Source organism: Micromonospora sp. NPDC005194, assembly GCF_040608335.1.
Lineage (GTDB): Bacteria > Actinomycetota > Actinomycetes > Mycobacteriales > Micromonosporaceae > Micromonospora.
Genome location: NZ_JBEXIA010000002.1, coordinates 203234 through 225194, shown reverse-complemented (window position 1 = coordinate 225194; position 21961 = coordinate 203234). Strand labels below are relative to the sequence as shown.

Sequence of the window (21961 nt, the reverse complement as noted above, 5' to 3'; positions counted from 1 at the left end):
TAGTGAGGACATAACTTCGAGGGACCTTTTGCCGGAGGTCGACGACGATGACTGTCTTTCCCGCACGACGAGCCGTACCGACCGCCAGGGCACTGCCGCCCATCGCGGTGCCCCACCCCCGCGTCGAGTCGCCCGGGGCTCTGGAGCCGGTCCGTCCGACACCGCTCGAATGGGCCCGCCGACGCCGTGCCGAGCGGGGAGCCCGTCGACTGGAGGCGGCCGGAGCCCGCGCGCTCGGCCAGCTCGACCATCTCGGGCCGGCCTGGCACGTCATCGAGTGGCCCCGCACCGACGTGGCGGACGTCCTGCTCGACCGCACCCAGGAGGACCGCGCCGGGTTCCTCGCCATCGGGCCGAGCGGCCTGTTCGCGGTGACCATCGCCGACCACGGCCGGGCCCGGGTGCTCGTCGCCGGGGACGTCGTGCAGATCAACGGCAAGCGGCCTCCGTACGTCACCGAGGCCCGGCGGGACGCCAGGCGGGCCAGCAAGGCCCTCTCCGACGCGGTGGGGCTGACCATCCCGGTGACGCCGGTGCTGACCTTCGTGGGCTCCGGCGTGATCAGCGTCTACGGCCTTCCGAAGGACTGTCTGATGGCCACCCACCGGGAACTGGATCGGCTCCTCGTGGCCGGTGGCAGCCGGATCAGCCCGGCCACGGCCGAGAAGCTGTCCCGGGTGGCACAGCACCCGAGCACCTGGCTGAACGGCACCTACCGTCCATCCGCCGACTACCGGTGGTACGACGAGGGCCGAACGGCCGCTGACAAGCCGGCCCACCGCCGGTAACGTCACCGGCGACGCCACGCGGCCCCGGTCCCCCACTACCCACCGGCTCCCGCGCCGTCGCCGGCCGCCCCGGTTCGAGCTGTGCGGTCCGGTGACCTGGTGCGCTCGGTGATTCCGTCGGCGACCGGCTAGCGTGGACAGTCCGTCGGTGGACATAGGAGGCGCGGTGGCCCACGTCGAACTCTCGCTCTCGGAAGTGTTCGTGCCGTCGGCGCGGGCCTCGACAGAGCTGGAGTCCGACAACGTCGGCCAGTGGTCCTCGACGGTCGACCGGGCCGATGAGCCCTGCCTGCTGATCGACGCCGACACCCGGGTCGTGGCCATCTCCGCCGCCGGCTGCGAGCTGCTCTGTCTGGGCGACCCGGCCGGCCTGATCGGGCGACCGCTGCTCGACGGCGGCCTGCGACTGCTGGATTTCACCGCCAACCGGGGCGAGCTGACCGAGGCCGAGATCGACAAGATCCCGCCTCTGCTGGCGCTCTCCTCCGGCCGGCTCGCCCGTGGGCTGCTGCGGGTGCAGGCCGCCTCGCCGGACAGCTCCGACGCGACGGTGGACGCGATCTCCACCCCGGTGCTCACCAACGGCGCCGTGGCCGGCTCGCTCACCTTCTTCTCCGAGGTCTGACCTGCGGCGCAATGTGTCGTTCGCCGCCTGACCTGCGGCGCAATATGTCGTTCGCCGCCTGACCTGCGGCGCAATGTGTCGTTCGCCGCACGCGGCGATGGCGGGATGGGCCCACACCCACGCCGTAAGGTGCCCTCATGCTCGATATCGCTCTGCTGCCGGGGGAGTACGCCGTGTGCCGGTTGCGGGCCGACACCGCCCTGCCGGCCGCGCTGTCGAGTGGGCTGGGCCGCGCCGACGTGGTCACGGTGAGCTGGACCGCCGACGGGATCTCGGTGATCTGCCCGACCGACCGGGTGCCCGCCCAGGCCGTGGTGGAGACCACCTGGCGCTGTCTGCGCGTCGTCGGCCCGACGGGCGTGGACGCCACGGGAACACTGGCGGCGCTCGTCGACCCCCTCGCCGCGGCCCGGGTCAGCGTGGTCACGTTCTCCACCTTCGACACCGACTACGTGCTGGTGCCGACCGTCCGGTTGACCGAGGGCACGGCCGCCCTGGAGCGCGCCGGGCACCGCGTCCTCGGCTGAGCTTCACCCCGCCGTCAGCTCGCCCTACGATGGGCTCGGCCACCCCGGCCGCGATGACGTTTCCCAATGTCCGAGGATCGGCCCGTGCCGTTCGACCCGCCCCGCCACCCGGCTCCCCCGCCCCGGGCGACAACCGCCATCACACCCGTGGCGGTTCGCGCGCTGCCCGTGGCCGGGGCCCTGCTGGCGCTCCTCACCATCGGGGCGCTGACCGGCTGCGGCGCCCCTCCCGAGCTGCGCGACCCGGCCGGGGTGCCCACCGGCGCCGGCACCCCGACGGCGACCGGCCCGACCGGCGTCCCGACCGGCACGCCGTCCACCGTGCCGAGCGCCCCACCGCTCTCCACCCCGTCGGCCACCCGGGACCCGGGTCTGGTCGCGACGGCCTGCCGGAACGGTCCGACCGGGCAGCGGGTGGTGCAGCTGCTGCGCGGCCGGGCCTCGGTGCTCCCGGACAACGTGCGGGTCCGGGTCCGCACCGGGCCGCTGTGCGCCGCCGACTGGCAGTACACCGTGCTGGAGGTGACCGGGCACGAGGAGCTTCAGGTCGTCACCCGGGGTCGGCCCACCGCCCCGGAACTGGTCACCGCCGGCACCGACGTGTGCACCATCGAGGTCCGCGCCACCGGGCCAGCCGGGATCCGTACGCTCGCCTGCGATGCTTCTCCGGCGGTCCAGCCGGGTGCGTAGTCTGGTCGACATGCCCGGAACACCGCCCACGCGCTTCGTCTACCTCGGCCCGGAGGGCACCTTCGCCGAGCAGGCCCTGCGCACCGTCCCCGCCGCCGAGCGTGGCACCCGGACTCCGGCCCGCAGCGTCGGTGAGGCCCTGGACAGCGTCCGGGCCGGGGACGCTGACGCGGCGCTGGTGCCGCTGGAAAACTCGATCGGCGGGGCGGTCGGCGTCACCCTGGACGAGATGGTCGAGGGCGACCCGCTGGTGATCACCCGAGAGGTGATCCTGCCGGTCGAGTTCGTGCTCGCCGCGCGTGCGGGCACGACGCTGTCGGCGGTCCGCACGGTCGCGGCGCACCCGCAGGCGTCCACCCAGTGCCGTGGCTGGCTGCGTGACCACGTACCCGACGCCGTGGTCGTCGACGTGCTCTCCAACGGCGCGGCAGCCGCCGGCGCCGGGTCCGGCGAGTACGACGCGGCGATCTGCGCCCCGATCGGGGCCGCCCGACACCGACTCGCCCTGCTCGCTGACAAGATCGCCGACCATCCCGACGCGGTGACCCGTTTCGTCCTGGTCTCCCGCCCCGGGCCACCCCCACCGCCGACCGGCGACGACCTCACCTCGCTGGCCGTCTACATCGCCCACGACCGGGTCGGCGCGCTGCTGTCGGTGTTGATGGAGCTGGCCGTCCGCGGCGTCAACCTGACCCGGATCGAGTCCCGCCCGACCGGCGAGGCCCTGGGCCGGTACGTCTTCTTCCTCGACTGCACCGGCCACGTGGCCGACGTACGCCTGGGTGAGGCGTTGCAGGGGCTGCGCCGGGTGTGCGCCGATGTCCGTTTCCTGGGGTCGTACCCGCGGCATCGCTGGGTCGACGCGGCGGGCGAGCGGCCCGTGCCCGCGCCGGCCGGCCTCTCCGACGTCGACTACGCCGACGCGGCGGCCTGGCTGGCCCGGCTGCGCACCGGCGAGTTGAGCTGACCGGCCGAGCAGGCGAGCAACACGCGTACGGGCGCTCCGGTGCGACCGGGAGCGCCCGTACCCGCGTCGGTGCTCAGCTCAGCAGACCGCCGAGCAGACCGCCCTCCTGCTGCTGCTGACCGCTGCCCATGACCGGCGGCTCCTCGGACGGCTGCACCACCACGAAGCCCTGACCGGCGAAGCTCATCGTGAACGACTCGCCGGTGCGCCGGCCCAGCAGCGTGCCAAGACCGAGCTGCTCAGCCCGGTGGTAGCCGGTCTGGAGGTTGGCCGACCAGCAGACGGCGGCCTGCGGGTCGACGTACGTCGGGGCGTCCACGTTGAGCACCACAGGGGTGCCCTTGGTCGTGATGGCGATCCTGCCGTACCCGCTGAACACGCAGTTGAACAGGCCGGACGAGGAGGCCATCCCGGCGCCGCCGACCATCCTGATGTCGTACTGCAGGGTCGAGTCGAAGGCCAGCACGCTGGAGCCGTTGATGGACAGGGCGTCGCCCGGCTCCAGGTCGATGATGTGCACGTCCTTGGCCAGCTCGGCGAGGAAGACGTCACCCTGGCCGGTGACCTTCATCAGCGGGACACCCTCGCCGGTGAGCTTCTGCTTGAGGAACTTGCCGAGCCCACCCGAGCCCAGCGCCTGGAACTGCACGTTGCCCTGGTAGGCGACCATCGACCCGACCCGGGCCATCGCCTCGCCGTTGAGCTCGATCTTCAACATCTTGGAGTTCTGCAGCCGCATGCCGGCCTGCGCGGACTCCTTCTCCAGATTTTCCGCCGAGAACAGCTCGCTGCGCATGAAAGGTGCCTCCTGAAACGGTCGCGGTCGCTGCACCGACGGTAGGCGACCACGGCAACCAGGGGCCATCGGCGAAGCGGCGTGCCGCGCTCTGACCTGGCGGTGTGCGGCCGGGTCAGCCCCAGCCCAGCGCGTGCAGTCGCGCGTCGTCGATGCCGAAGTGGTGGGCGATCTCGTGCACCACGGTCACCGCGACCTCGTCGACGACGTCCTCGTCGCTGTCGCAGATCCGCAGGATCGGACGGCGGTAGATGAAGATCCGGTCCGGAAGCACGCCGGCGTAGTCCCAACCCCGATCGGTGAGCGCGTGCCCCTCGTAGAGGCCGAGCAGGTCGGGGTCGGTGTGCGGTGGGTCGTCCTCGACCAGGATCACCACGTTGTTCATCAGGCCGAGCAGTTCCTCGGGCACCTCGTCGAGGGCGTCAGCCACCAGCTCCTCGAAGCGCTCGCGAGTCATGTCCACCGGCACGGCGTCCATTCTGCCCGACGCCGCACCGATCGGCCGGCTCACGCGCGGCCACCCCGGCCGGGGCCGCGCGTTCACGAAAGAGAGCGGCCGCCCGGGACCGGGCGGAGGCTCCTTCCGTGAACGTGCGGCGTGCGTCGCCGGGTCAGGAAGCCAGGCGAGCGGTGAGGGTGATCTCGGCGCCCGGCGAGAGCAGCCGGGAGATCGGGCAGTTGGCCTTGGCGGCCTCGGCGAGCTTCTGGAACTCCGCCTCGTCGACCCCGGGCACCTGGCCGACGGTCTCCAGGTCGATCCGGGTCACGCTCATTCCGGCGTCGGTCTTGTCCAGGTGGACCTTGGCGGTGGTCTCGACCGAGGTGGGCGTCGAGCCGGCGTCGGCGAGGGCCTTCGAGAACGCCATCGAGAAGCAGCCGGCGTGCGCGGCGGCGATCAGCTCCTCGGGGTTGGTGCCCTCACCCTCCTCGAAGCGCGACTTGAAGGAGTAGTTGCCGGACAGGCCGCCCTTACCGGTGCGGACGGTGCCGGAACCCTCGGTGAGATTGCCCTGCCATTGTGCGGAAGCGGTACGGATAGGCATGAGGAGAACGCTAGCGGAAAGGTGCCTCCCGAGCGACCGACCGGCACCGACGCCTGCCGTGCGATTCCCGTCACCCCTGGCGGAGGCGCGACGCGGGCGGTTTCGGCAGCGGCACCAGCACGACCCTCTGTGCCATGATTCGACGCAGGCCCGCGACCGGCGGAAGGATGGCCGATGTCCGAGGAGCTGCCCATCCCACGGCAGGGCGACCCGTCCGACGGGCCGGCCGTGATCGAGTGGGGTGCCGACGAGCCCGCCACTGGACGCCGTCGCCTCGGCGGGTCCCTGGCCGGCATCACCCGGGATCCCCGCCTGCCCGTGCTGCTCGCCGGGCTCGGGGCGGTGGCGGGGGTGGCCTCGCTGCTCGGCGAGTGGCTGGTGATGACTCTGCCGAACGGCGGCCCGGCCGGTGCCACCTCGATCGACGTGCCCGCCGGGGTGTCCGACGTCGGCGGCTTCGGCATCGGCTACCTGGTCGGTCTGCTCGGGCTGGTCTGCACGGTGGCACTGGCGCTGCGGGGCACGGCGGCCGTCCGGCCGAACGCCCGACTGGTCGGGTTCACCCTGAGCGGGGCGCTGCTGGCACTGCTGGTCGCGGCGACGGCGACACTCGACGACCCCGGTCAGCGCAACTACTTCTACGAGCCGGAGGACAACTTCCGGGTCGAGTACGGTCGCGGCCTGGTGATGGCGTTCGTGGCCTGCGTGCTGCTCGCCGCGGCCCTGCGGCTGGCCCCGAACGCGCCGACGGAGGACAACCGTTCCGGGGCCGCGACGGGGCAGGGCTGGCGCCGTCGGCACCTCGACCCGGTCGAGAAGGAGGACGGCCCGCCCGCGCCGGCCGACCTGACCGTGACCGCGGTGGCGCCGTTCGCCCGCCCCGAACACCCCAACACCTGAGCCGGCCAGGCCGACCCCGACCCACCGATCTTGCACTTTCTGCAGCGACAGAAGGCGCATTCCACCGCGTATCGGCGACCGGAAGTACAAGATCGCGGAGGTTGGGAACGGGCCTGGAGTTGGTGCCCGATTCGCCTGGAAGACATGGTTCGGGCCCGTTTCCCGAGGTACGGTTGCTGCCCGCCGTCACGCCGGGCCTCGCTTTCCCTGGCCTCGGCAGGTGCGACGGCGGCGGGCGAAGGAGGAACGATGACCCGCCCGGGACTGCCCAAACTGATCGCGACCGACCTCGACGGAACGCTGGTCCGCAGCGATGACACCGTCTCCGCGTACACCCATGGGGTGCTCGACCGGGTGCGGGCCGCCGGAATTCCGGTGGTCGGCGCGACCGGACGCGGCCCCCGCCTGACCGAGCTGACCCGCAACGACATCCGGGCCGCCGACTTCCTGGTGATGGCCGGCGGTGGACGGGTGGTCGACCAGAGCGACCCGACCGGCCCGGTGGTGCTCCGCGACGAGCGGCTGCCCGCCGAGGTGCTGGCCCGGCTGCTCGCCGACCTGGAGGCCGAGGTCGGCCCGCTGACCGTGATGGTCGAGGCGTCCGACGAGCACGACGCCCCGCTCTGGGGTGACTACCACGAGAGCTGGCCCTACCAGGACCGGTTCGAGGCGCGCAGCCGCGCTGAGTGCCTCTCCTGTGACGTGATCAAGGCCTTCGCCCGGACCGCCGACCACCACGTCGACGAGCTGCTGGCGGTGGCCCGCCGGATCGTCTCGCCGCAGGCTGCCTCGCTCACCCAGGCCGGGCTCGGGTTCATCGAGATCTGCCCGCCCGGCGTGGACAAGGCGACCGGGCTGACCGTGGTGGCGCAGAGCCTGGGGGTCGACCCCGCTGACGTCCTGGTCTTCGGCGACATGCCCAACGACCTGCCGATGTTCGAGTGGGCCGGCTGGTCCCGGGTCGCGGTGGCCAACGCGCACCCCGCGCTGCGTGCCGCCGCCGACGAGGTGACCCTGCGCAACGACGACGACGGGGTGGCGGTGTACCTGGACCGGCTACTGTCCCGGTGATGCGAGACACCCCTGCGCTGGTCGCCACCGACATCGACGGCACGCTGATCCGCGACGACCGCACGCTCAGCCCGCGCACCGCCGACGTGCTCGCGCGGATCACCGCGCGAGGCACGCCGGTCGTCCTGGTCACCGGCCGTCCGGTCCGCTGGCTGGAGATGGTGTACGACCAGCTGGCCGAGCCGCTGCCGGCGGTCTGCGCCAACGGCGCCGTGGTCTACGACCCGGTGCGGGACGAGGTGCTGCGGGCCGACCCGCTCGCGCCACAGCACCTGGCCGAGGTGGCCGAGCGGCTGCGGGCCGAGGTGCCCGGGATCAGCTTCGCCGTGGAGATCATGGACAGCCGCCAGATGCGGCACGAAACGGACTACCCGCTGCGCTGGGACGTCGACCCCGACGGGATCCGGCCGGTCGAGACACCGGAGGAGCTGCTCTCGCTTCCCGCGGTGAAGTTGCTCGCCCGCGCCGGAGAGCAGGACCCGGACGCGTTCGTCGCACTGGTGGCGGCAGCGGTGGCGGGGTTGGCCGAGGCGACGCACTCGTCGTCCTCGGGGCTCGTGGAGATCTCCGCGGCCGGGGTGACGAAGGCGGCCGGGCTCGACTGGTACTGCGACCGGATCGGGGTGCCCGCGGCGGACGTGCTGGCCTTCGGCGACATGCCGAACGACGTGCCGATGCTGAGCTGGGCCGGGCGCGGCGTGGCGGTGGCCAACGCGCACCCCGCCGTCCTCGCGGTCGCCGACGAGGTGACCGGGGCGAACTCCGAGGACGGCGTGGCGGCGTACCTGGAGAAGATCTTCGGGGTGGACTGACCGGCCAGGTCAGAGGTACTGGCCGGTGTTGTGGCCCTCACCGCCGCCGGGCTGGCCGATGCCCGGCATTCCGGGCACCACACCGCCGGGGCCGCTGGGCAGCGCCTGCCGGCCGCCGCGCATCTGCTCCAGCTGGACCCGCGCGGCCATCTGCTGGGCGACCAGGGCCGCCTGGATGCCGTGGAACAGGCCCTCCAGCCAGCCGACGAGCTGGGCGTGCGCGATACGCAGCTCGCCCTCGCTCGGGGCCTTGTCCTCCGTGAAGGGCAGCGAGATCCGCTCCAGCTCGTCGCGCAGCTCGGGGGCGAGACCCTCCTTGAGCTCGACGATCGACCGCTCGTGGATCTCGCGCATGCGGTGCCGGCTGGCGTCGTCCAGCGGGGCCGCCTTGACCTCCTCCAGCAACTGCTTGATCATGCTGCCGATCCGCATCACCTTGGCCGGCTGCTCTACCAGACGGGTCGGGTCCTCGCCCTGCCCCTCCTCGGTCTGCATGGTGCCGATCGGCCGGCCGTCCGGACCGACCACCACCACCGTGCCGGAGTGGCCGGAGTCGTCAGGGCCGGGCTGGTCGTTCTGCTCAGCGGAGCGCGCTTCGGTCATGGGGTCCATCTTTACCCAGTGGGCGCGACCCATGCCGCCCGGGACCGACTCCCAGGGCCGAACCACCCGGGCGGGGCGCGCTACCGTCGCGCCATGCCTGCCGACCCACGCGCCGTGCTGACCCGGCCCGCGCCGGAGCCGGACCTGACGGTGGCCTACGGCGACCACCCGGACCAGATTGCCGACCTGCGCCGGCCGGCCGGTGTCGGTCCGGCCCGGCCGCTGGTCGTCGTGGTGCACGGTGGTTTCTGGCGCTCCGAGTACGACCGCCGGCACACCGGCCCGCTGGCCGCCGCGGTCGCCGCCGAGGGCTACCCGGTGGCGCAGCTGGAATACCGGCGTACGGGGCAGCCGGGCGGCGGCTGGCCGGGCACGTTGACCGACGCGCTGGCCGGGATCGCGGCGCTGCCCGAGCTGGCCACCGAGGCGCTGCCGGGTCGGGTGAGCAGGGCCGCGCCGATCGTCATCGGTCACTCCGCCGGTGGCCATCTGGCGCTGTACGCGGCGGCCACCGCGCCGTCGACGGTGGGCGGGGTGCTGGCCCTGGCCCCGGTGGCCGATCTCGCGGCGGCGTACCGGCTGGATCTGGACGCGGGTGCGGTGGCGGCGCTGCTCGGCGGCGGCCCACTCGACTTCCCGGACCGGTACGCGGCGACCGATCCACGATCATTGGTACCGGTCCCGACACGGACGGTAGTCGTGCACGGTTCGGCGGATCTGCAGGTGCCGGTGGCGATGAGCCGGGACTTCGTCGCGGCGGCTCGTGCCGCAGGATCCGATATTTCCCTTGTTGAGCTGCCCGGATGTGAGCATTTCGGGCTGATCGACCCGGAGTCCTCGGCGTGGCCCCCGGTGCTGGCTGTGTTGCGGTCCCTGCACGATGATCACTAACCATTGACGCAGCGTCGCGGAGCAGGTAGAACGCCGGAGGGGCGGTGTTCTGCCCTGCAACGCTCCTGGAAGGAACTCGGTGTCGCAGATGAATCGCAGGCGGGCGCTCCAACTGTTGGCCGCGCTCGGAACGACCGGGTTCGCCGCCGCGTGCGGCTCCGACACCGAGGGCAAGCCGGCCGCCGCCAAGAGCCCGATCAAGATCGGTCTGATCGCGCCGAAGGCCGGCGGCTTCAAGTCCATCGGTGACGACATCACCAACGGCTTCCAGCTCTTCCTCGACCTGCACGGCCAGCAGCTGGGCGGGCATCCGGTCGAGCTGCTGACCGCCGACGAGGGTGACAACGCCAAGACCGGCAAGGCCGCCGTCGACCAACTGCTCAAGCAGAACGTGCTGGCGCTCACCGGCGTGGTCAACTCGGCGGTGATGGTCGGCATCCGCGACACCGTGGAGGAGGCCCGGGTCCCGCTCATCGGCTCGAACGCCTCGCCGAGCAGCCTGCAGAGCGTCGTCTACATCTGGCGTACGTCGTACGTGCTGGATGAGGCCGGCCGGGCGCTGGGCCGCTACCTGCGCGACCAGCTCCCGGCGAACGGCCGGATCGCGATCATCATGCCGGAGAACGTGGGTAGCCCGGACGTGGTGCGGGGCTTCAGGCAGGAGTTCGGCACCTCCGACCCGCGCATCGCCGACCCGGTGACCAACACCAACCCGACCCCGAACCCGGGCAAGGGCACCTACGTGGCGGACATCGAGAAGGCGCTGCGCAAGAAGCCGACCGCCGTCTTCTGCTTCTTCGCGGGCTCGGCCGCCGTGGAGTTCATCAAGCAACTGCGCGACCAGTTCAGCGGCCCCGTCTACGCGCCCGGCTTCCTCACCGAGGGCACCGTGCTGGAGAGCCTGGGCCGGGACGCGCTCGGCATCCAGACCGCGCTGAACTACTCGGCCGACCTCAACAACACGTCGAACCGGGTCTTCGCCTCCGCCTACCGCAAGAAGCACCAGAGCACGCCGACGACCTACGCGATGGCGTCGTACGACGCGGCGCAGGTGCTCGACCAGGCGATCCAGCTGACCGGTGGGTCACCCACCCCGCAGCAGGTCAACCTGGCGCTGGGCCGGATCGGCCAGATCGACAGCCCGCGCGGCATCTGGCAGTTCAACCAGCCGCGTACCCCCCAGCAGAAGTGGTACCTGCGCGAGGTCCAGCGCGACGGTCAGGTCATGTCGAACGTGCTGATCAACGAGCTGGCCACGCTCGGCTGAAACGCCCACCACAAGCAGCAGCAGGGGCCGGCCTCCGACGGGAGGCCGGCCCCTGCCGTACGCGGCAGTGTTCGGGTCAGTGCCGCAGCTCGGCGATGCAGCACTTCACGCTGCCGCCGCCCTTCTTCAGCTCGGCCAGCTCGACCGGCACCGGGTTGTAGCCGGCGGCCTTGAGCTTGCCCGCCAGCCGGGTGGCCTCGCTGTTGAGCACCACGTTCGCGCCGTCGCTGACCAGGTTCAGCCCGAAGGCCATCGCGTCCTCGTCGTCGGCGATCACCGCGTCCGGGAAGAGCTGGGTCAGCACCCGCTGGCTGGCGGCCGAGAACGCGCCGGGGAAGTAGACGACGTTGGCGTCGTCGATAGCGGCGAGCGCCACGTCCAGGTGGTAGAAGCGGGGGTCGATCAGGCGCAGCGACACCACCGGACGGCCCAGCGCCTCCTGCGCCTCGGCGTGCGCCGGGATCTCGGTGCGGAAGCCGTGCCCGGCCAGGATCAGCCCGCCGTGCGCCTCCGGTAGGTAGGCGAAGTCACCCTCGCCCTCGTTGGTCTCGCTCGGGGCGATGAACCGCCAGCCCTGCGACTCGTAGAAGGCGTGGTGCGCGGCGGCCTCGGCGGCCCGCTGCTCGTGCTTGAACCGGGCGCCGTAGACGCTGCCGTCCACCACGAACGCACCGTTGGCGGCGTAGACCATGTCGGGCAGGCCCGGCTCGGGGGTGAGCAGATGCACGTCGTGCCCCAGGCCGACGAGCGTCTCGCGCAGGCGGTCCCACTGCTTGACGGCCAACTCCCGGTCGACCGGGGTGGTCACGTCCATCCACGGATTGATCGCGTACTCGACCGCGAAGTGCTCGGGCGAGCACATGAGATATGTCCGCTTTCGCGAGACTCGCTGCTGGTTCACGGTCACCAAGAGTAGGTACCGTTGAACTTTGGTAACAGCCACAACCATTGCTTCCCAGAGGCGGAACGTTGCAGATAGACGCGGTAGACCAGCGGATCATTGCGTTGCTCGTCGCTGACGCCCGCGCGTCGTACGCCGACATCGGCGTCCGGGTGTCACTCTCCGCCCCGGCGGTCAAGCGCCGGGTGGACCGACTGCGCGCCACGGGCGTGATCAGGGGATTCACCGCCGTCGTGGACCCGGCGGCCGTCGGCTGGACCACCGAGGCGTTCGTCGAGCTGTTCTGCGCCGGTCGGACCACCCCGGCGCAGATCGGCGTGGCCGCCCGCCGGCACCCGGAGGTGGTCGGCGCGTACACCGTCTCCGGCGAGGCGGACGCGCTGGTGCACCTGCGGGCCGCCGACATCGCCCACCTGGAGGCGGCGCTGGAGCGGCTGCGCGCCGAGTCCTTCGTGACCTCCACCCGCAGCACCATCGTGCTGTCCCGGCTGGTCGAGTCCCCCGGCGTCGGGCCGTCCAACCGGGCTTGACCTCAAGCCCGGTTCAGGTGTTGGACTCGTGGCGGCCTGGGCACGACACGAGGGGGACTCCATGCGGGCGATCTGGTTACGTGAGTTCGGCGGTCCCGAGGTGCTGACGCCCGGCCCGGCGCCCGACCCGAGCCCCGGCCCTGGCCAGGTGCTCATCGACGTCGCGCACGCGAACATCACCTTCGTCGAGACGCAGCAGCGCTCGGGACGTCCCGGCCCGTTCCAGGTCACTCCACCGCTGATCCCCGGCAACGGCGTCGGCGGGGTGATCGTCGCCGTCGGGCCGGACGTCGACCCGGCCCTGACCGGGCGGCGGGTGGTCAGCGCCACCGGCGGCTCCGGCGGGTACGCCGAACGGGCGGTGGTGGACGCGTCCGCGCCGATCGAGGTGCCCGCCGGGCTGGCGCTGGACGCGGCCGTGGCCATGATGGCCGACGGGCGTACCGCCACCATGCTCGTCGAGGCGGTCGGCGTCCGCCCCGGCGACCGCGTGCTGGTCGAGGCCGCGGCGGGCGGCGTGGGCAGTCTCCTCGTCCAGCTCGCGGCGCGGGCCGGCGCGCGGGTGATCGGCGTGGCCGGCGGGCCGCGCAAGGTGGACCTGCTGCCCGGCCTGGGCGCCGAGGTGGCGGTCGACTACCGGATGCCGGGCTGGGCCGACCGCATCCGGGACACGGTGGGCGGGGTCGACGTGGTGTTCGACGGCGTCGGCGGCCCGGTCGCCCGGACGGCGTTCGAGCTGCTGGCCCCGGGCGGCCGGATGATCAGCTTCGGGTTGGCCAGCGGCGAGTGGTCCCCGGTGGCACCGGAGGCCGCCGCCGAACGTCAGGTCACGCTGGTCCGGCCGGACGTGCCGCCCGCGCGGCTGCGGGCGTACACCATCGGGGCCCTGGCGGACGCGGCGGCCGGCCAGCTCCGGCCGCTGATCGGCCAGCGCTTTCCGCTGGAACGCGCCGCCGACGCGCACGCCGCCATCGAGGCGCGGGCGACGGTCGGCAAGACCCTGCTGGACGTGGTTTAGAGGTACATGCCGGTGCGGTGCTCCGACTCGTCGCGCCGGACCGGCTTGTCGCCCTCACCGAAGAACCGCTTGCCACCGAACTCGCCGTGCAGGCGGTCGTCCAGCTCGTCGGCGAGGCCGGTCATCACCTGCACCGCCAGCATGAGGTGGGTGGCCTGGAAGTTGCGCCCGAAGACCGGGATGGACGCCCAGACCGTGTCGTCGGCGCAGTAGAGGCGACCGATCGGCATCCGGTTGGTCAGCTCCGACAGCTTGACGTAGAGCCGTTCGGTCGGCTCGACCTCGGTGAGCACCGGGGAGAAGACGTCCACCAGGGATGGATTGTCCCGCACCCGCACGAAGACCATCGCCGAGCCGGCCCGGATGGTGATGTCGCCGTCCGAGTCGATCTGCAACCGCTCGGCGTCGGACTTCAGCATCGTGGACACGACGGTGCGGACGCGGTCCGCCAGGTCGAGCACGTCGTCCCGCTCGGCGGCCGCCTCGGCCAGCGCCTCCTGGAGGTCACCCTCGACGTCGGCGTCCGGGCCGAACTCGCTGCGCGCGGTGCCCAGCGGCTCCACCGTCAACGGCTCACCCTCGGCGTCGTGCACCAGGTAGACGAGGAAGGCGGGATGCGGGGCGCCGTACACGTCGCGCAGCGTGCGGGACAGCAGCGGGGCGATCCGGGCCGCCTCCGCCGTCGTACCGTCCAGCCCGAACGAGCCGCCGGAGCCGGCCACCACCCCGGGCGGGGACCAGCCCAGCGCCACCATGTCCGCCACCGCGGCACGGTCCAGCCGGTAGCCCTGCGGCAGGGCGGCGTTGCCGACGGCCCGAGCCGACAGCCCGCCGTCGCCGGTCACGTCGACGCTGATCGAATAGACGGCATCCCCCGTACCGGAGGCGGTGGGGTCGAGGGTCAGTTCGAGGTGCGCGCCGGCGGGCAGCTCCCGCAGCCGCAGGGCGAGCATCCGGGCGAACTCCCGCCACGCCTCGGTCACCTTGGCACGCAGGTCGGTGGTGCTGGGCTCGTCGAGCAGGATCGACTCTGCCGGCTCGGATATGCCGCCGGGTTCACCGTCCGGCGCCGAGGGGTGGTCAGCCGTCATGATCGCCTCCGTCCGTTCCGATCACCCTACCCACGCCGTCCGGGCGTCGAATCAGCCCGGACCGGGATCGGACACCGCCGTCCTCTCGCCGTGGCGACGGTCTGGTCGCGGGGGCGCGGCGCAGCGGGTCAGGAGGTGGGGTCGTCGGGATCGGCACCGAGCCGGACCGGCCAGTCGGCCGCGAGGGCGCTGAGCCGGGCCGCGGCGTCCGCCGGGTCGGCACCCCTGCCGACGGCAAGCCCGAGCAGGTACGCGGTGACCGGCGCCCCTGGCCGCAGCACCTGGTGGGCGACATCGCGGGCCAGGTCCAGCACCGCCGACACCGGCACCTCGGTCGGGTCCAGACCCACCTCGGCACACGCTGCCGTGACCCAGTCGTCCAGCACCGTCATCGCACCCACTCCTCCGCCCGGCGTACGTCCTCGTCAGTGTCGCAGTCGAACCAGGGCGGCGGACCGTCACCGGCCCACGGCACCTCCCGGACGGCGAGACCGGCCAACAGCGCCCGTACCGGAGCACCGGCCAGGCTGCCGCCCCGCTCGGCGGCCAGCCGGGTCAGCCCGGCCCGCAGCGCGGCGACGCACCACACCCCGCAGAGCGACTGCCGCCGGCCGTCCGCGTCGACGAAGCACACCCCGTCGACTGGTCGCTCCCCGTCGAGGTGGGTCAGCAGGTCGCCGATCGCGGCGCGGGTGAGCAGTGGAAGGTCGGCGGCGAGCAACGCGACGACCGTCGTGTCGGGATCGAGCAGTGCCAGCCCGGCGGCCGTCGCGGCGACCGGCCCGCCGCCGGGCGGATCCTCGCGGGTGATCCGCACCCCGTCCGCGACACCGTCACCCGGACCGACCAGCACACGCGGCGCGGCATCGTCCACGGCGGCCAGCACCCGGTCACGCATCGACCGGCCACCAACCGGAAGCGCGGGCTTGTCCACCCCGCCCATCCGTCGGGCGGCCCCACCCGCGAGCACCACTGCGGCGTACGTCCCCACCCGGTCACGGTAGCCGGGCCGAGTGCCCGGTGGCGGCGTGCGCTGCCGGGTGCCTGATGACCGGCGGCCGTGCGGGTGTGCCGGGCCGGGGTGCAGGATGGCGGGATGGGACGGGCGACTGACCGACGGGGCGTACTACGGATCGACCTGGACGCGGCGGCCGACGGGCGCGCAGCCGTCCGACGGCCGGACACCCTCGCCGTGGAGGAGCCGCTGGAGATCCGGGTCGGCGCGGCGGGCCCGGGCCGGCGCAAGCCGCTCGCCGTCACCATGCGGACTCCCGGCGACGACCTGGACCTGGCGATCGGGTTCCTGCTGACCGAAGGGCTGATCCGGTCGACCGACGACGTGCTGACCGCCCAGCTCTGCGCCGGCGCGGAGACGCCGAACACGTACAACGTGGTGGACGTGGTGCTCGCCCCCGGCGTGCCGGAACCGACCACCGACCCGTCCCGGAACTTCTACACGACCAGTTCCTGCGGGGTGTGCGGCAAGGCGAGCATCGACGCGATCCGGACGCGGTCGCTGTTCGACGTCACGGCGGACCCGCTCACCGTGCCGGCCGCCCTCCTCGCCGAACTGCCCGACCGCTTGCGGGCCGCCCAGCGCGGCTTCGACCGCACCGGCGGGCTGCACGCGGCAGGGCTGTTCAGCCCGGCCGGAGAGCTGGTGGTGCTCCGCGAGGACGTGGGCCGGCACAACGCGGTGGACAAGGTGATCGGCTGGGCGGTGCGCGAACGCCGACTGCCGCTGGCCGGGCACCTGCTGCTGGTGTCCGGCCGGGCCAGCTTCGAGCTGACCCAGAAGGCGTGGATGGCCGGCCTGCCGCTGCTGGCCGCGGTGTCCGCGCCGAGCACCCTCGCCGTCGAGCTGGCCGAGGAGGCGGGCATGACGCTGATCGGCTTCCTGCGCGGCCCGACCATGAACGTCTACGCCGGCCCGCAGCGGATCACGGTCGACCAGCCAGCCTGAACCTCAGCGGCCGGTTTGACCAGGTCCAGCCGTGGTCGCCGGGCCGACCCCCGAGGTGGCCATGGACCCCGCGCCGAGGTGCGGGCTACCGGGCCTGGTACTTACCGAGCAGGCGCAGTTTCGCGGCCGAGCAGGGCCACGCGATCCCGCAGGTGCGACAGCGCCACGTCGGCTTGAGCAATGGGTGTTCGGTCATCTGACAGCCCGCACCGGGTCACGCCGAGTCACCTGGCGACTGGTCGGACCGGACGTCAGCAGGTCGACCCCTTCGCGGAGCACGAACAGCTCCCGCTTGGCCCGTGCCTCGCCGTTGGGTCCCAGCTCGTACGCCTCGATCCAGGTCCAGCCGTGGTAGGTGTGGCGGTCAGTGAGTTCGCGGATGACCCGGACCGTGATCGGCCGGATGAACTGCGGGCTCGCGGCGCGGGTCAGGCGAACAAGGTCACCGGCCTTGAGCGGTGGCGGGTTCGTGGGCTTGGGCGGCATGGTCCCCCTCCTCGTTGGGAGGGGCCCGCCCCGGAGTGCTCGCCCGCGGGGCGGCCCCGATACGAACGCGACCGCCGGGTCTCGGGGGGGTCCCTGCCGGCCGCGCCGTTCGGAAGGAACACTTCCAAGGGTTGCTATCCGAATACACTGCGTAGCAATATCTCCTGTGGACGTCTGGGACGTACGGGAGGGGTCGCGGATGAACCGCGCAGTCGCCGAGGCGATGTCAGCATCCGGCCTGACAGCGGACAGCCTCGCCGCCGAGATCGGGGTGGATCCAAAGACGGCGGCCAAGTGGGCGAACCCGGGACGGATTCCCCAGACGCGCCACCGGTCGAAGGTCGCGGCGGTCCTTGGCCGCGACGAGATGGACCTGTGGCCCGACCTGTTCAAGCGGCGCGAGCCAGCATGGCTCCGGCCCTGGACGGACATCGAGCGCGAGGCCGTCGGCTTGCGGTGGTACGAGTCCACCGTGTTGCCCGGTCTCCTGCAGACCGAGGCGTACGCGCGCGCCGTGCTGAGCAGCGGGCTCTGGGCCGACGACGACCTCGCGGCGCACGTGGAGACCCGGCTGCGCCGGCAGGCCGTCGTCTTCGATCGACCCCGTCCACCGCTGACCGTCTTCGTCATCGACGAGGCGGCGCTGCGCCGGGGAAGACCCGACATCATGGCCGAGCAGCTCGATCATCTGATGGTGCTCGCCGAACGGCCGGCCGTGATGATCCATGTGCTTCCCCTGACTGCTGGGTTCCACCCCGGCCAGGCCGGACCGTTCGTCATCGCCAGCACACCGGACGGCGGCGACGTCGGCTACCTCGACGATCAGGCGGCCGGGCGCCTCAGTAATGACGTTGCTCCACTCTGGGCGGTCTGGGATAGCGTGAGGTCGTTAGCGCTACCGCGAGACCTGACCATCGACCTGATGAGAGCGCGAGCATGGATGACGTGACCGGCGCCCGTTGGCGCAAGAGCACCCGCAGCAGCTCGAACGGTGGGGCGTGCGTGGAGGTGGCCGACAACCTGCCGGGCGTCGTGCTCGTCCGCGACACGAAGGACCGGGCTGGCGGCACGCTGGCGTTCCGGCCGGTTGTCTGGGCGAGCTTCGTCAGGCACGTGAGGCACGTCGACCCGATCAGCCAGGACACCTGATCGACTCGGGTTCGCTGAAATCGGCGTGTCCGCACGGTGGGGATGCCCCGTTCTTCTGAGGCGGGGTCAGTCAGGCGGCTTCGACCTCGACGATGCCGTGAGAGATCTTGAATTCGAACTCCAAGCCGGTCCCCGCGGACAGCTTGGCGAGCGTGGCGATGGACGGCGGCTGATCACCGGACTCCAGTCGCGCGATGACCGATTGAGTCATGCCGACCATGCGGGCGAATGCCGTCTGGGTCAGGCCGTTTTCGGCGCGGTACCGGACGATGCGGAGGGCAACATCACGGGCGAAGGCCGTCCGGTTCCACTCAGCGTGGAATGCCGGGTCCTGATCGCGGCTCTCACCGATGACCTGCTGCGAAGTCTTGAGATCACCAGCCTTCATCACTCCTCCTCCACCTCCTTGATCCTTTCCTCAGCCGCTGCCACAGCCCTGTTGAAGCCGCGCCGGTTGACACCGGCTTCTGGGCCGATGGAGCCGACGACGAACGCCGCGCCGACCCCGGAATAGAAGGCACGCCACCGGCTACGGCCTCCCCGTGGGCGAAGTTCCCCGGGCAGCGCGTTCAGCTCGACGATCGCCTCCGGGTGATAGAGGACTAGCCAGGGCACGCGCACCCACCATAGCAAATTTGCGATACGCGCTGTGGCCGTGCGGTGACACGACCATGGCCTTGTTGGCGGGTACGTGGGCAGGGACCGATCGCGCGCGGGTCAGCGGCGGCCACGTCGGCGGCGCTTGCGGGGGCGGACCACGCCGGGCATCCCGACCGACGGCCAGCCGTCCAGCTCGGAGGGCGGCACACCGCGCCGGAGCAGGTCGTCCAGGAGCAGGGCCAGCGAGTAGTCGGGGTGCAGGCTCAGCGTGCGCTCCAGCGCGACCGCCGCCAGCGCCCCCTGCCCCGCTCGCCAGGCCGCGAACGCCAGCAGCGCACCGGGGGCGGCGGTCAGCTCCGGCTCGGCCCGGCGCAGCACGTCGGTCCAGAGGGCGATGTCCCGGTCGCGGCCGTCGGTGCGTTCCCAGGCGTGGTCACGGATAGGCAGGTGGGTCAGCAGCAGGCTCAGCCAGGCCACCTCGTCGTCGTCGAGGCGCTCACCGCGCCGCTGCCGGCGTTGCGCCTCGCGGACCGCCGCCACCCCGGCGGAACGCAGTGCCCGGCCGCCGAGCAGGTCGCTGGCGGGCGCCTGCTCGACCAGCTCGACCAGTCGCCGTTCCGCCCGGACGGTGGCCGCGTGCAGCGCGTCGCGGGCCGGGCCGTCCACCGGCGACACCTGCGCCACGAGGGCCGCCCGATCGGGGAGGGCGACCTGACCGGCGAACACGGCCGACGCGGTCACCGGGTTGGCCGTCGGGTCGTAGCGCCGACCCTCGGGTGGGCAACAGTCGGCCTCGGTGCACAGGTAGGACCACCACCGGCCGTCGGTCACCCGCAGCGCGTCGAGCACCTCCAGGCCGGCGCCGGTCAGGGCGGCGCGCACCGCGTCCACGCTCGGGGTCACCCGGTCGGGTGGCCCGTAGCCCACCACGGTGGCCGCCTCCGCGCCCTGCCGAGAGATCACCCCGGCCAGGTGTCGGGCACGCTCGACCGGGTCCGTGGACGGTTCGGGCAGGTCGGCGCGGGCGGCGAAGATGATCTGCCGGCCGCGCAGCGCCACCGCGACCACGCTGTCGGCGGGATGGAAGCCGAGCAGGTACGGCACGGCGGCGATCAGGTCGGCGGGCGAGCGGACGGAGAGCTTCGCACGTTCGGTCGAGGTCATGCAGGAAGGCTGCGTCCGACCTGCGAAGCCTTCCAGACCCTGTGGATGACACGCGGCTTATCCACAGTTACTGAACGTATTCATGCAGGTGGACGCGTTTCGATGTACTCACACGACACCCCGGTGTCATGGGCAGCGGCTACCGTGCGCTGATGGACCTGGCGTACCTGCGCGCGCATCCGGCACACCTGCCGACGTTCCGGACCCATCAGCGACTCCGCGAGACGCCGGTCGCCGGAGGGGACATCTGCGCCGCCGCCCGGCTCACCCTGGACGACGGTCACTCGGTCTTCGCCAAGTCCTGGCCGGAGCGGGCCGACCGGCCGGCGCCCGAGGGCTTCTTCGCCGCCGAGGCCGCCGGGCTGCGCTGGCTGCGCGAGGCCGACGCGATCGGCGTACCCGAGGTGATCGTGGCGTTGCCCGACCTGCTGGCGCTCGACTGGGTGGAGCCCGGCGAGCCGACGCCGGACGCGGCCGAACGCCTCGGTCGGGAGCTGGCCGCCCTGCACCGGGCCGGCGCACCGACCTTCGGTGCGGCCTGGGCCGGCTTCATCGGCGCGCTCGGGCAGGACAACACCCCCGACGACGGTCCCTGGTCGACATGGTTCGCCCGCCGCCGGCTCGCCCCCTATCTGCGGCTGTCGGTCGACGGCGGTGCGCTCAGCAGCGCCGACGCCGCGCTGGTCGAGCAGGTGATCGGCCGGGTCGGCGAGTTCGGCGGGGACGAGCCGCCGGCCCGGGTCCACGGCGACCTGTGGCCGGGCAACGTGCTGTGGGGCGTCGACGAGCGGGCCTGGCTGATCGACCCGGCGGCGCACGGTGGGCACCGCGAGACCGACCTCGCCCAACTGGCGCTCTTTGGCGGCGTCGCGCACCTGGATCGGGTGCTGGCCGCCTACCGGGAGAGCTGGCCGCTGTCCGACGGTTGGCGCGACCGGGTGCCGCTGCATCAGCTGCATCTGCTGCTCGTGCACACCGCGCTGTTCGGCGCGGGCTACCGCGATGCGGTCGTCGAACTCGCCCGAGCCGCCCTGGGCAGCGTCGAGCGCGCTACGGTCGACCGGTGAGTGTCGCCCCACGGACCGACGGCGTCCTCGTCGACCGGTACGGCCGCGTCGCGCGGGACCTGCGCGTGTCTCTCACCGACAAGTGCAACCTGCGGTGCACGTACTGCATGCCGGCCGAGGGGCTGCCCTGGTTGGCCGGCCCGGAGCTGCTCACCGACGAGGAGATCGTCCGGCTGGTCCGGGTGGCCGTCGAGCGGCTCGGCGTGACCGAGGTGCGGTTCACCGGCGGGGAGCCGCTGATCCGGCCCGGTCTGCTCGGCATCGTGGCCGCGGTCGCCGCGCTCGACCCCCGTCCGCGGATCTCACTCACCACGAACGGCATCGGTCTGGACCGGTTGGCGCCCGCGCTGCGTACGGCCGGCCTGGACCGGGTGAACGTCTCGCTGGACACGCTGGCCCCGGCCCGGTTCACCCAGCTCACCCGCCGTCCCCGCCTCGACGCGGTGCTGGCGGGGCTCGCCGGGGCGGCAGCCGCCGGGCTCGACCCCGTGAAGATCAACTCCGTGTTGATGCGCGGCGTCAACGAGGACGAGGCGCCGGCCCTGCTCCGCTTCGCGCTCGACCACGGCTACCAGCTACGGATCATCGAGCAGATGCCGCTGGACGCGCAGCACGGCTGGGACCGCAGCACGATGGTCACCGCCGAGGAGATCCTGGCCTCCCTGCGTACCCATTTCGATCTCAGCCCTGACCCGGCCGAGCGCGGCGCGGCACCGGCGGAGACCTGGTTGGTCGACGGTGGCCCGGCCCGGGTCGGCGTGATCGCCAGCGTGACCCGGCCCTTCTGCGGCGACTGCGACCGCACGCGGCTGACCGCTGACGGCCAGGTCCGCGCCTGCCTGTTCGCCACCGAGGAGTCCGACCTGCGGGCGGCGCTGCGCGGCGGCGCGACCGACGACGAGGTGGCCCAGCGGTGGCGCACCGCGATGTGGGGCAAGCGCGCCGGGCACGGCATCGACGACCCCACCTTCCTCCAGCCGACCCGGCCGATGTCCGCGATCGGGGGATGACC

The 21961-nt window shown here is 72.5% G+C and carries 29 protein-coding genes; 17 read left to right on the top strand and 12 right to left on the bottom strand.

The genetic code is table 11. The features are described from left to right. Positions 1-47: 47 nt before the first annotated feature. From ABZU53_RS02625 to pheA, 5 genes are all read left to right on the top strand, one after another. Positions 48-788, top strand: a complete 741-nt coding sequence (locus tag ABZU53_RS02625; RefSeq protein WP_354855810.1) for a hypothetical protein — start codon at positions 48-50, stop codon at positions 786-788. Positions 789-954: 166 nt separating this feature from the next. Further along, the gene (locus ABZU53_RS02620) at positions 955-1413 is read left to right on the top strand and encodes a hypothetical protein (protein WP_354855809.1); all 459 of its coding nucleotides are present in this window, start codon (positions 955-957) and stop codon (positions 1411-1413) included. 137 nt (positions 1414-1550) lie between these two features. Next, the gene (locus tag ABZU53_RS02615; protein WP_354855808.1) at positions 1551-1940 is read left to right on the top strand and encodes an ACT domain-containing protein; all 390 of its coding nucleotides are present in this window, start codon (positions 1551-1553) and stop codon (positions 1938-1940) included. An 84-nt stretch (positions 1941-2024) separates the two neighbouring features. Beyond that, a complete protein-coding gene (locus ABZU53_RS02610; protein WP_355063439.1) occupies positions 2025-2630 on the top strand; it encodes a hypothetical protein in 606 nt (201 codons plus the stop codon). Positions 2631-2640: 10 nt separating this feature from the next. Further along, a complete protein-coding gene (pheA, locus tag ABZU53_RS02605; RefSeq protein WP_355063437.1) occupies positions 2641-3597 on the top strand; it encodes a prephenate dehydratase in 957 nt (318 codons plus the stop codon). Positions 3598-3670: 73 nt separating this feature from the next. Here pheA and ABZU53_RS02600 read toward each other — a convergent pair whose 3' ends face one another. From ABZU53_RS02600 to ABZU53_RS02590, 3 genes are all read right to left on the bottom strand, one after another. Further along, positions 3671-4393: an AIM24 family protein gene (locus ABZU53_RS02600; RefSeq protein WP_234582643.1), complete on the bottom strand. Its 723-nt coding sequence runs from the start codon at positions 4391-4393 to the stop codon at positions 3671-3673. Positions 4394-4508: 115 nt separating this feature from the next. Next, on the bottom strand, positions 4509-4856 hold the full coding sequence (locus ABZU53_RS02595) for a metallopeptidase family protein (RefSeq protein ID WP_354855823.1): 348 nt from the start codon (positions 4854-4856) through the stop codon (positions 4509-4511). Between the two features lie 148 nt (positions 4857-5004). Further along, entirely contained in the window at positions 5005-5436 is a 432-nt protein-coding gene (locus ABZU53_RS02590) for an OsmC family protein (RefSeq protein WP_007453754.1), read from the bottom strand. Between the two features lie 174 nt (positions 5437-5610). Between ABZU53_RS02590 and ABZU53_RS02585 the strand changes: the two genes are divergently transcribed. From ABZU53_RS02585 to ABZU53_RS02575, 3 genes are all read left to right on the top strand, one after another. Next, positions 5611-6336, top strand: a complete 726-nt coding sequence (locus tag ABZU53_RS02585; RefSeq protein ID WP_354855805.1) for a hypothetical protein — start codon at positions 5611-5613, stop codon at positions 6334-6336. 249 nt (positions 6337-6585) lie between these two features. Beyond that, the gene (locus ABZU53_RS02580; RefSeq protein WP_355063435.1) at positions 6586-7407 is read left to right on the top strand and encodes an HAD family hydrolase; all 822 of its coding nucleotides are present in this window, start codon (positions 6586-6588) and stop codon (positions 7405-7407) included. Then, complete coding sequence (locus ABZU53_RS02575; RefSeq protein WP_355063433.1) at positions 7407-8219, top strand: HAD family hydrolase; 813 nt, start codon at positions 7407-7409, stop codon at positions 8217-8219. The genes ABZU53_RS02580 and ABZU53_RS02575 overlap by 1 nt, the downstream gene beginning before the upstream one ends. A 9-nt stretch (positions 8220-8228) precedes the next feature. On the opposite strand, the gene ABZU53_RS02570 is transcribed toward ABZU53_RS02575, so the two are convergent. After that, positions 8229-8831: a bacterial proteasome activator family protein gene (locus ABZU53_RS02570; protein ID WP_354855802.1), complete on the bottom strand. Its 603-nt coding sequence runs from the start codon at positions 8829-8831 to the stop codon at positions 8229-8231. A gap of 84 nt (positions 8832-8915) precedes the next feature. On the opposite strand from ABZU53_RS02570, the gene ABZU53_RS02565 reads away from it, so the two are divergent. Both ABZU53_RS02565 and ABZU53_RS02560 read left to right on the top strand, forming a co-directional pair. Continuing rightward, positions 8916-9713, top strand: coding sequence for a prolyl oligopeptidase family serine peptidase (locus ABZU53_RS02565; RefSeq protein ID WP_355063431.1), 798 nt, complete (start codon positions 8916-8918; stop codon positions 9711-9713). A gap of 79 nt (positions 9714-9792) precedes the next feature. Beyond that, the gene (locus ABZU53_RS02560; protein ID WP_355063429.1) at positions 9793-10980 is read left to right on the top strand and encodes an ABC transporter substrate-binding protein; all 1188 of its coding nucleotides are present in this window, start codon (positions 9793-9795) and stop codon (positions 10978-10980) included. Between the two features lie 76 nt (positions 10981-11056). Here ABZU53_RS02560 and ddaH read toward each other — a convergent pair whose 3' ends face one another. Next, positions 11057-11890: a dimethylargininase gene (gene ddaH / locus ABZU53_RS02555; RefSeq protein WP_355063427.1), complete on the bottom strand. Its 834-nt coding sequence runs from the start codon at positions 11888-11890 to the stop codon at positions 11057-11059. Between the two features lie 59 nt (positions 11891-11949). Between ddaH and ABZU53_RS02550 the strand changes: the two genes are divergently transcribed. Together ABZU53_RS02550 and ABZU53_RS02545 are read left to right on the top strand one after the other, a co-directional pair. Further along, positions 11950-12411 (top strand): Lrp/AsnC family transcriptional regulator, encoded by a 462-nt coding sequence (locus ABZU53_RS02550; protein WP_354855798.1) that lies wholly within the window; start codon positions 11950-11952, stop codon positions 12409-12411. 61 nt (positions 12412-12472) lie between these two features. After that, positions 12473-13429 carry a zinc-binding dehydrogenase gene (locus ABZU53_RS02545; RefSeq protein ID WP_355063425.1) on the top strand — a complete coding sequence of 319 codons (957 nt, stop codon included), beginning with the start codon at positions 12473-12475 and terminating at the stop codon, positions 13427-13429. On the opposite strand, the gene ABZU53_RS02540 is transcribed toward ABZU53_RS02545, so the two are convergent. The 3 genes from ABZU53_RS02540 to ABZU53_RS02530 form a co-directional block, all read right to left on the bottom strand. Further along, complete coding sequence (locus tag ABZU53_RS02540) at positions 13426-14520, bottom strand: hypothetical protein (RefSeq protein WP_354855796.1); 1095 nt, start codon at positions 14518-14520, stop codon at positions 13426-13428. The two genes, ABZU53_RS02545 and ABZU53_RS02540, sit on opposite strands and share 4 nt — an antisense overlap. Positions 14521-14648: 128 nt before the next feature. Further along, positions 14649-14912, bottom strand: coding sequence for a DUF6457 domain-containing protein (locus ABZU53_RS02535; RefSeq protein ID WP_234582654.1), 264 nt, complete (start codon positions 14910-14912; stop codon positions 14649-14651). Next, on the bottom strand, positions 14909-15511 hold the full coding sequence (locus ABZU53_RS02530; protein WP_355063423.1) for an NTP transferase domain-containing protein: 603 nt from the start codon (positions 15509-15511) through the stop codon (positions 14909-14911). Before ABZU53_RS02530 ends, ABZU53_RS02535 begins: the two co-directional genes overlap by 4 nt. A 105-nt stretch (positions 15512-15616) precedes the next feature. Here ABZU53_RS02530 and fdhD point away from each other — a divergent pair, with 105 nt between their 5' ends. After that, entirely contained in the window at positions 15617-16483 is an 867-nt protein-coding gene (fdhD, locus tag ABZU53_RS02525; RefSeq protein WP_355063421.1) for a formate dehydrogenase accessory sulfurtransferase FdhD, read from the top strand. Positions 16484-16675: 192 nt separating this feature from the next. On the opposite strand, the gene ABZU53_RS02520 is transcribed toward fdhD, so the two are convergent. Further along, on the bottom strand, positions 16676-16969 hold the full coding sequence (locus ABZU53_RS02520) for a hypothetical protein (protein WP_355063419.1): 294 nt from the start codon (positions 16967-16969) through the stop codon (positions 16676-16678). 199 nt (positions 16970-17168) lie between these two features. Between ABZU53_RS02520 and ABZU53_RS02515 the strand changes: the two genes are divergently transcribed. Further along, complete coding sequence (locus ABZU53_RS02515) at positions 17169-17918, top strand: DUF5753 domain-containing protein (RefSeq protein ID WP_355063418.1); 750 nt, start codon at positions 17169-17171, stop codon at positions 17916-17918. Next, positions 17915-18118: a DUF397 domain-containing protein gene (locus ABZU53_RS02510; RefSeq protein ID WP_355063529.1), complete on the top strand. Its 204-nt coding sequence runs from the start codon at positions 17915-17917 to the stop codon at positions 18116-18118. The genes ABZU53_RS02515 and ABZU53_RS02510 overlap by 4 nt, the downstream gene beginning before the upstream one ends. A gap of 70 nt (positions 18119-18188) precedes the next feature. Here the strand turns inward: ABZU53_RS02510 and ABZU53_RS02505 are convergent, their stop codons facing one another. The 3 genes from ABZU53_RS02505 to ABZU53_RS02495 all read right to left on the bottom strand — a co-directional run bounded on the left by ABZU53_RS02505 (position 18189) and on the right by ABZU53_RS02495 (position 19882). Then, positions 18189-18506: a helix-turn-helix transcriptional regulator gene (locus ABZU53_RS02505; RefSeq protein WP_355063416.1), complete on the bottom strand. Its 318-nt coding sequence runs from the start codon at positions 18504-18506 to the stop codon at positions 18189-18191. Beyond that, positions 18506-18733, bottom strand: coding sequence for a hypothetical protein (locus ABZU53_RS02500; RefSeq protein ID WP_355063414.1), 228 nt, complete (start codon positions 18731-18733; stop codon positions 18506-18508). Before ABZU53_RS02500 ends, ABZU53_RS02505 begins: the two co-directional genes overlap by 1 nt. 102 nt (positions 18734-18835) lie before the next feature. Then, positions 18836-19882, bottom strand: coding sequence for a DUF4192 domain-containing protein (locus ABZU53_RS02495; RefSeq protein ID WP_355063412.1), 1047 nt, complete (start codon positions 19880-19882; stop codon positions 18836-18838). 152 nt (positions 19883-20034) lie between these two features. Here ABZU53_RS02495 and ABZU53_RS02490 point away from each other — a divergent pair, with 152 nt between their 5' ends. Then, complete coding sequence (locus tag ABZU53_RS02490) at positions 20035-20949, top strand: fructosamine kinase family protein (protein ID WP_355063410.1); 915 nt, start codon at positions 20035-20037, stop codon at positions 20947-20949. Beyond that, complete coding sequence (moaA, locus tag ABZU53_RS02485) at positions 20946-21959, top strand: GTP 3',8-cyclase MoaA (RefSeq protein ID WP_355063408.1); 1014 nt, start codon at positions 20946-20948, stop codon at positions 21957-21959. The genes ABZU53_RS02490 and moaA overlap by 4 nt, the downstream gene beginning before the upstream one ends. The last annotated feature ends 2 nt before the right edge of the window (positions 21960-21961 follow it).

Coding starts and splice junctions, on each gene's coding strand:
- ABZU53_RS02625 (WP_354855810.1), top strand. CDS start 48: ATGACTGTCTTTCCCGCACGACGAGCCGTACCGACCGCCAGGGCACTG.
- ABZU53_RS02615 (WP_354855808.1), top strand. CDS start 1,551: ATGCTCGATATCGCTCTGCTGCCGGGGGAGTACGCCGTGTGCCGGTTG.
- pheA (WP_355063437.1), top strand. CDS start 2,641: ATGCCCGGAACACCGCCCACGCGCTTCGTCTACCTCGGCCCGGAGGGC.
- ABZU53_RS02600 (WP_234582643.1), bottom strand. CDS start 4,393: ATGCGCAGCGAGCTGTTCTCGGCGGAAAATCTGGAGAAGGAGTCCGCG.
- ABZU53_RS02590 (WP_007453754.1), bottom strand. CDS start 5,436: ATGCCTATCCGTACCGCTTCCGCACAATGGCAGGGCAATCTCACCGAG.
- ABZU53_RS02585 (WP_354855805.1), top strand. CDS start 5,611: ATGTCCGAGGAGCTGCCCATCCCACGGCAGGGCGACCCGTCCGACGGG.
- ABZU53_RS02580 (WP_355063435.1), top strand. CDS start 6,586: ATGACCCGCCCGGGACTGCCCAAACTGATCGCGACCGACCTCGACGGA.
- ABZU53_RS02575 (WP_355063433.1), top strand. CDS start 7,407: ATGCGAGACACCCCTGCGCTGGTCGCCACCGACATCGACGGCACGCTG.
- ABZU53_RS02570 (WP_354855802.1), bottom strand. CDS start 8,831: ATGGACCCCATGACCGAAGCGCGCTCCGCTGAGCAGAACGACCAGCCC.
- ABZU53_RS02565 (WP_355063431.1), top strand. CDS start 8,916: ATGCCTGCCGACCCACGCGCCGTGCTGACCCGGCCCGCGCCGGAGCCG.
- ABZU53_RS02545 (WP_355063425.1), top strand. CDS start 12,473: ATGCGGGCGATCTGGTTACGTGAGTTCGGCGGTCCCGAGGTGCTGACG.
- ABZU53_RS02540 (WP_354855796.1), bottom strand. CDS start 14,520: ATGACGGCTGACCACCCCTCGGCGCCGGACGGTGAACCCGGCGGCATA.
- ABZU53_RS02535 (WP_234582654.1), bottom strand. CDS start 14,912: ATGACGGTGCTGGACGACTGGGTCACGGCAGCGTGTGCCGAGGTGGGT.
- fdhD (WP_355063421.1), top strand. CDS start 15,617: ATGGGACGGGCGACTGACCGACGGGGCGTACTACGGATCGACCTGGAC.
- ABZU53_RS02520 (WP_355063419.1), bottom strand. CDS start 16,969: ATGCCGCCCAAGCCCACGAACCCGCCACCGCTCAAGGCCGGTGACCTT.
- ABZU53_RS02515 (WP_355063418.1), top strand. CDS start 17,169: ATGAACCGCGCAGTCGCCGAGGCGATGTCAGCATCCGGCCTGACAGCG.
- ABZU53_RS02505 (WP_355063416.1), bottom strand. CDS start 18,506: ATGAAGGCTGGTGATCTCAAGACTTCGCAGCAGGTCATCGGTGAGAGC.
- ABZU53_RS02495 (WP_355063412.1), bottom strand. CDS start 19,882: ATGACCTCGACCGAACGTGCGAAGCTCTCCGTCCGCTCGCCCGCCGAC.
- ABZU53_RS02490 (WP_355063410.1), top strand. CDS start 20,035: ATGGACCTGGCGTACCTGCGCGCGCATCCGGCACACCTGCCGACGTTC.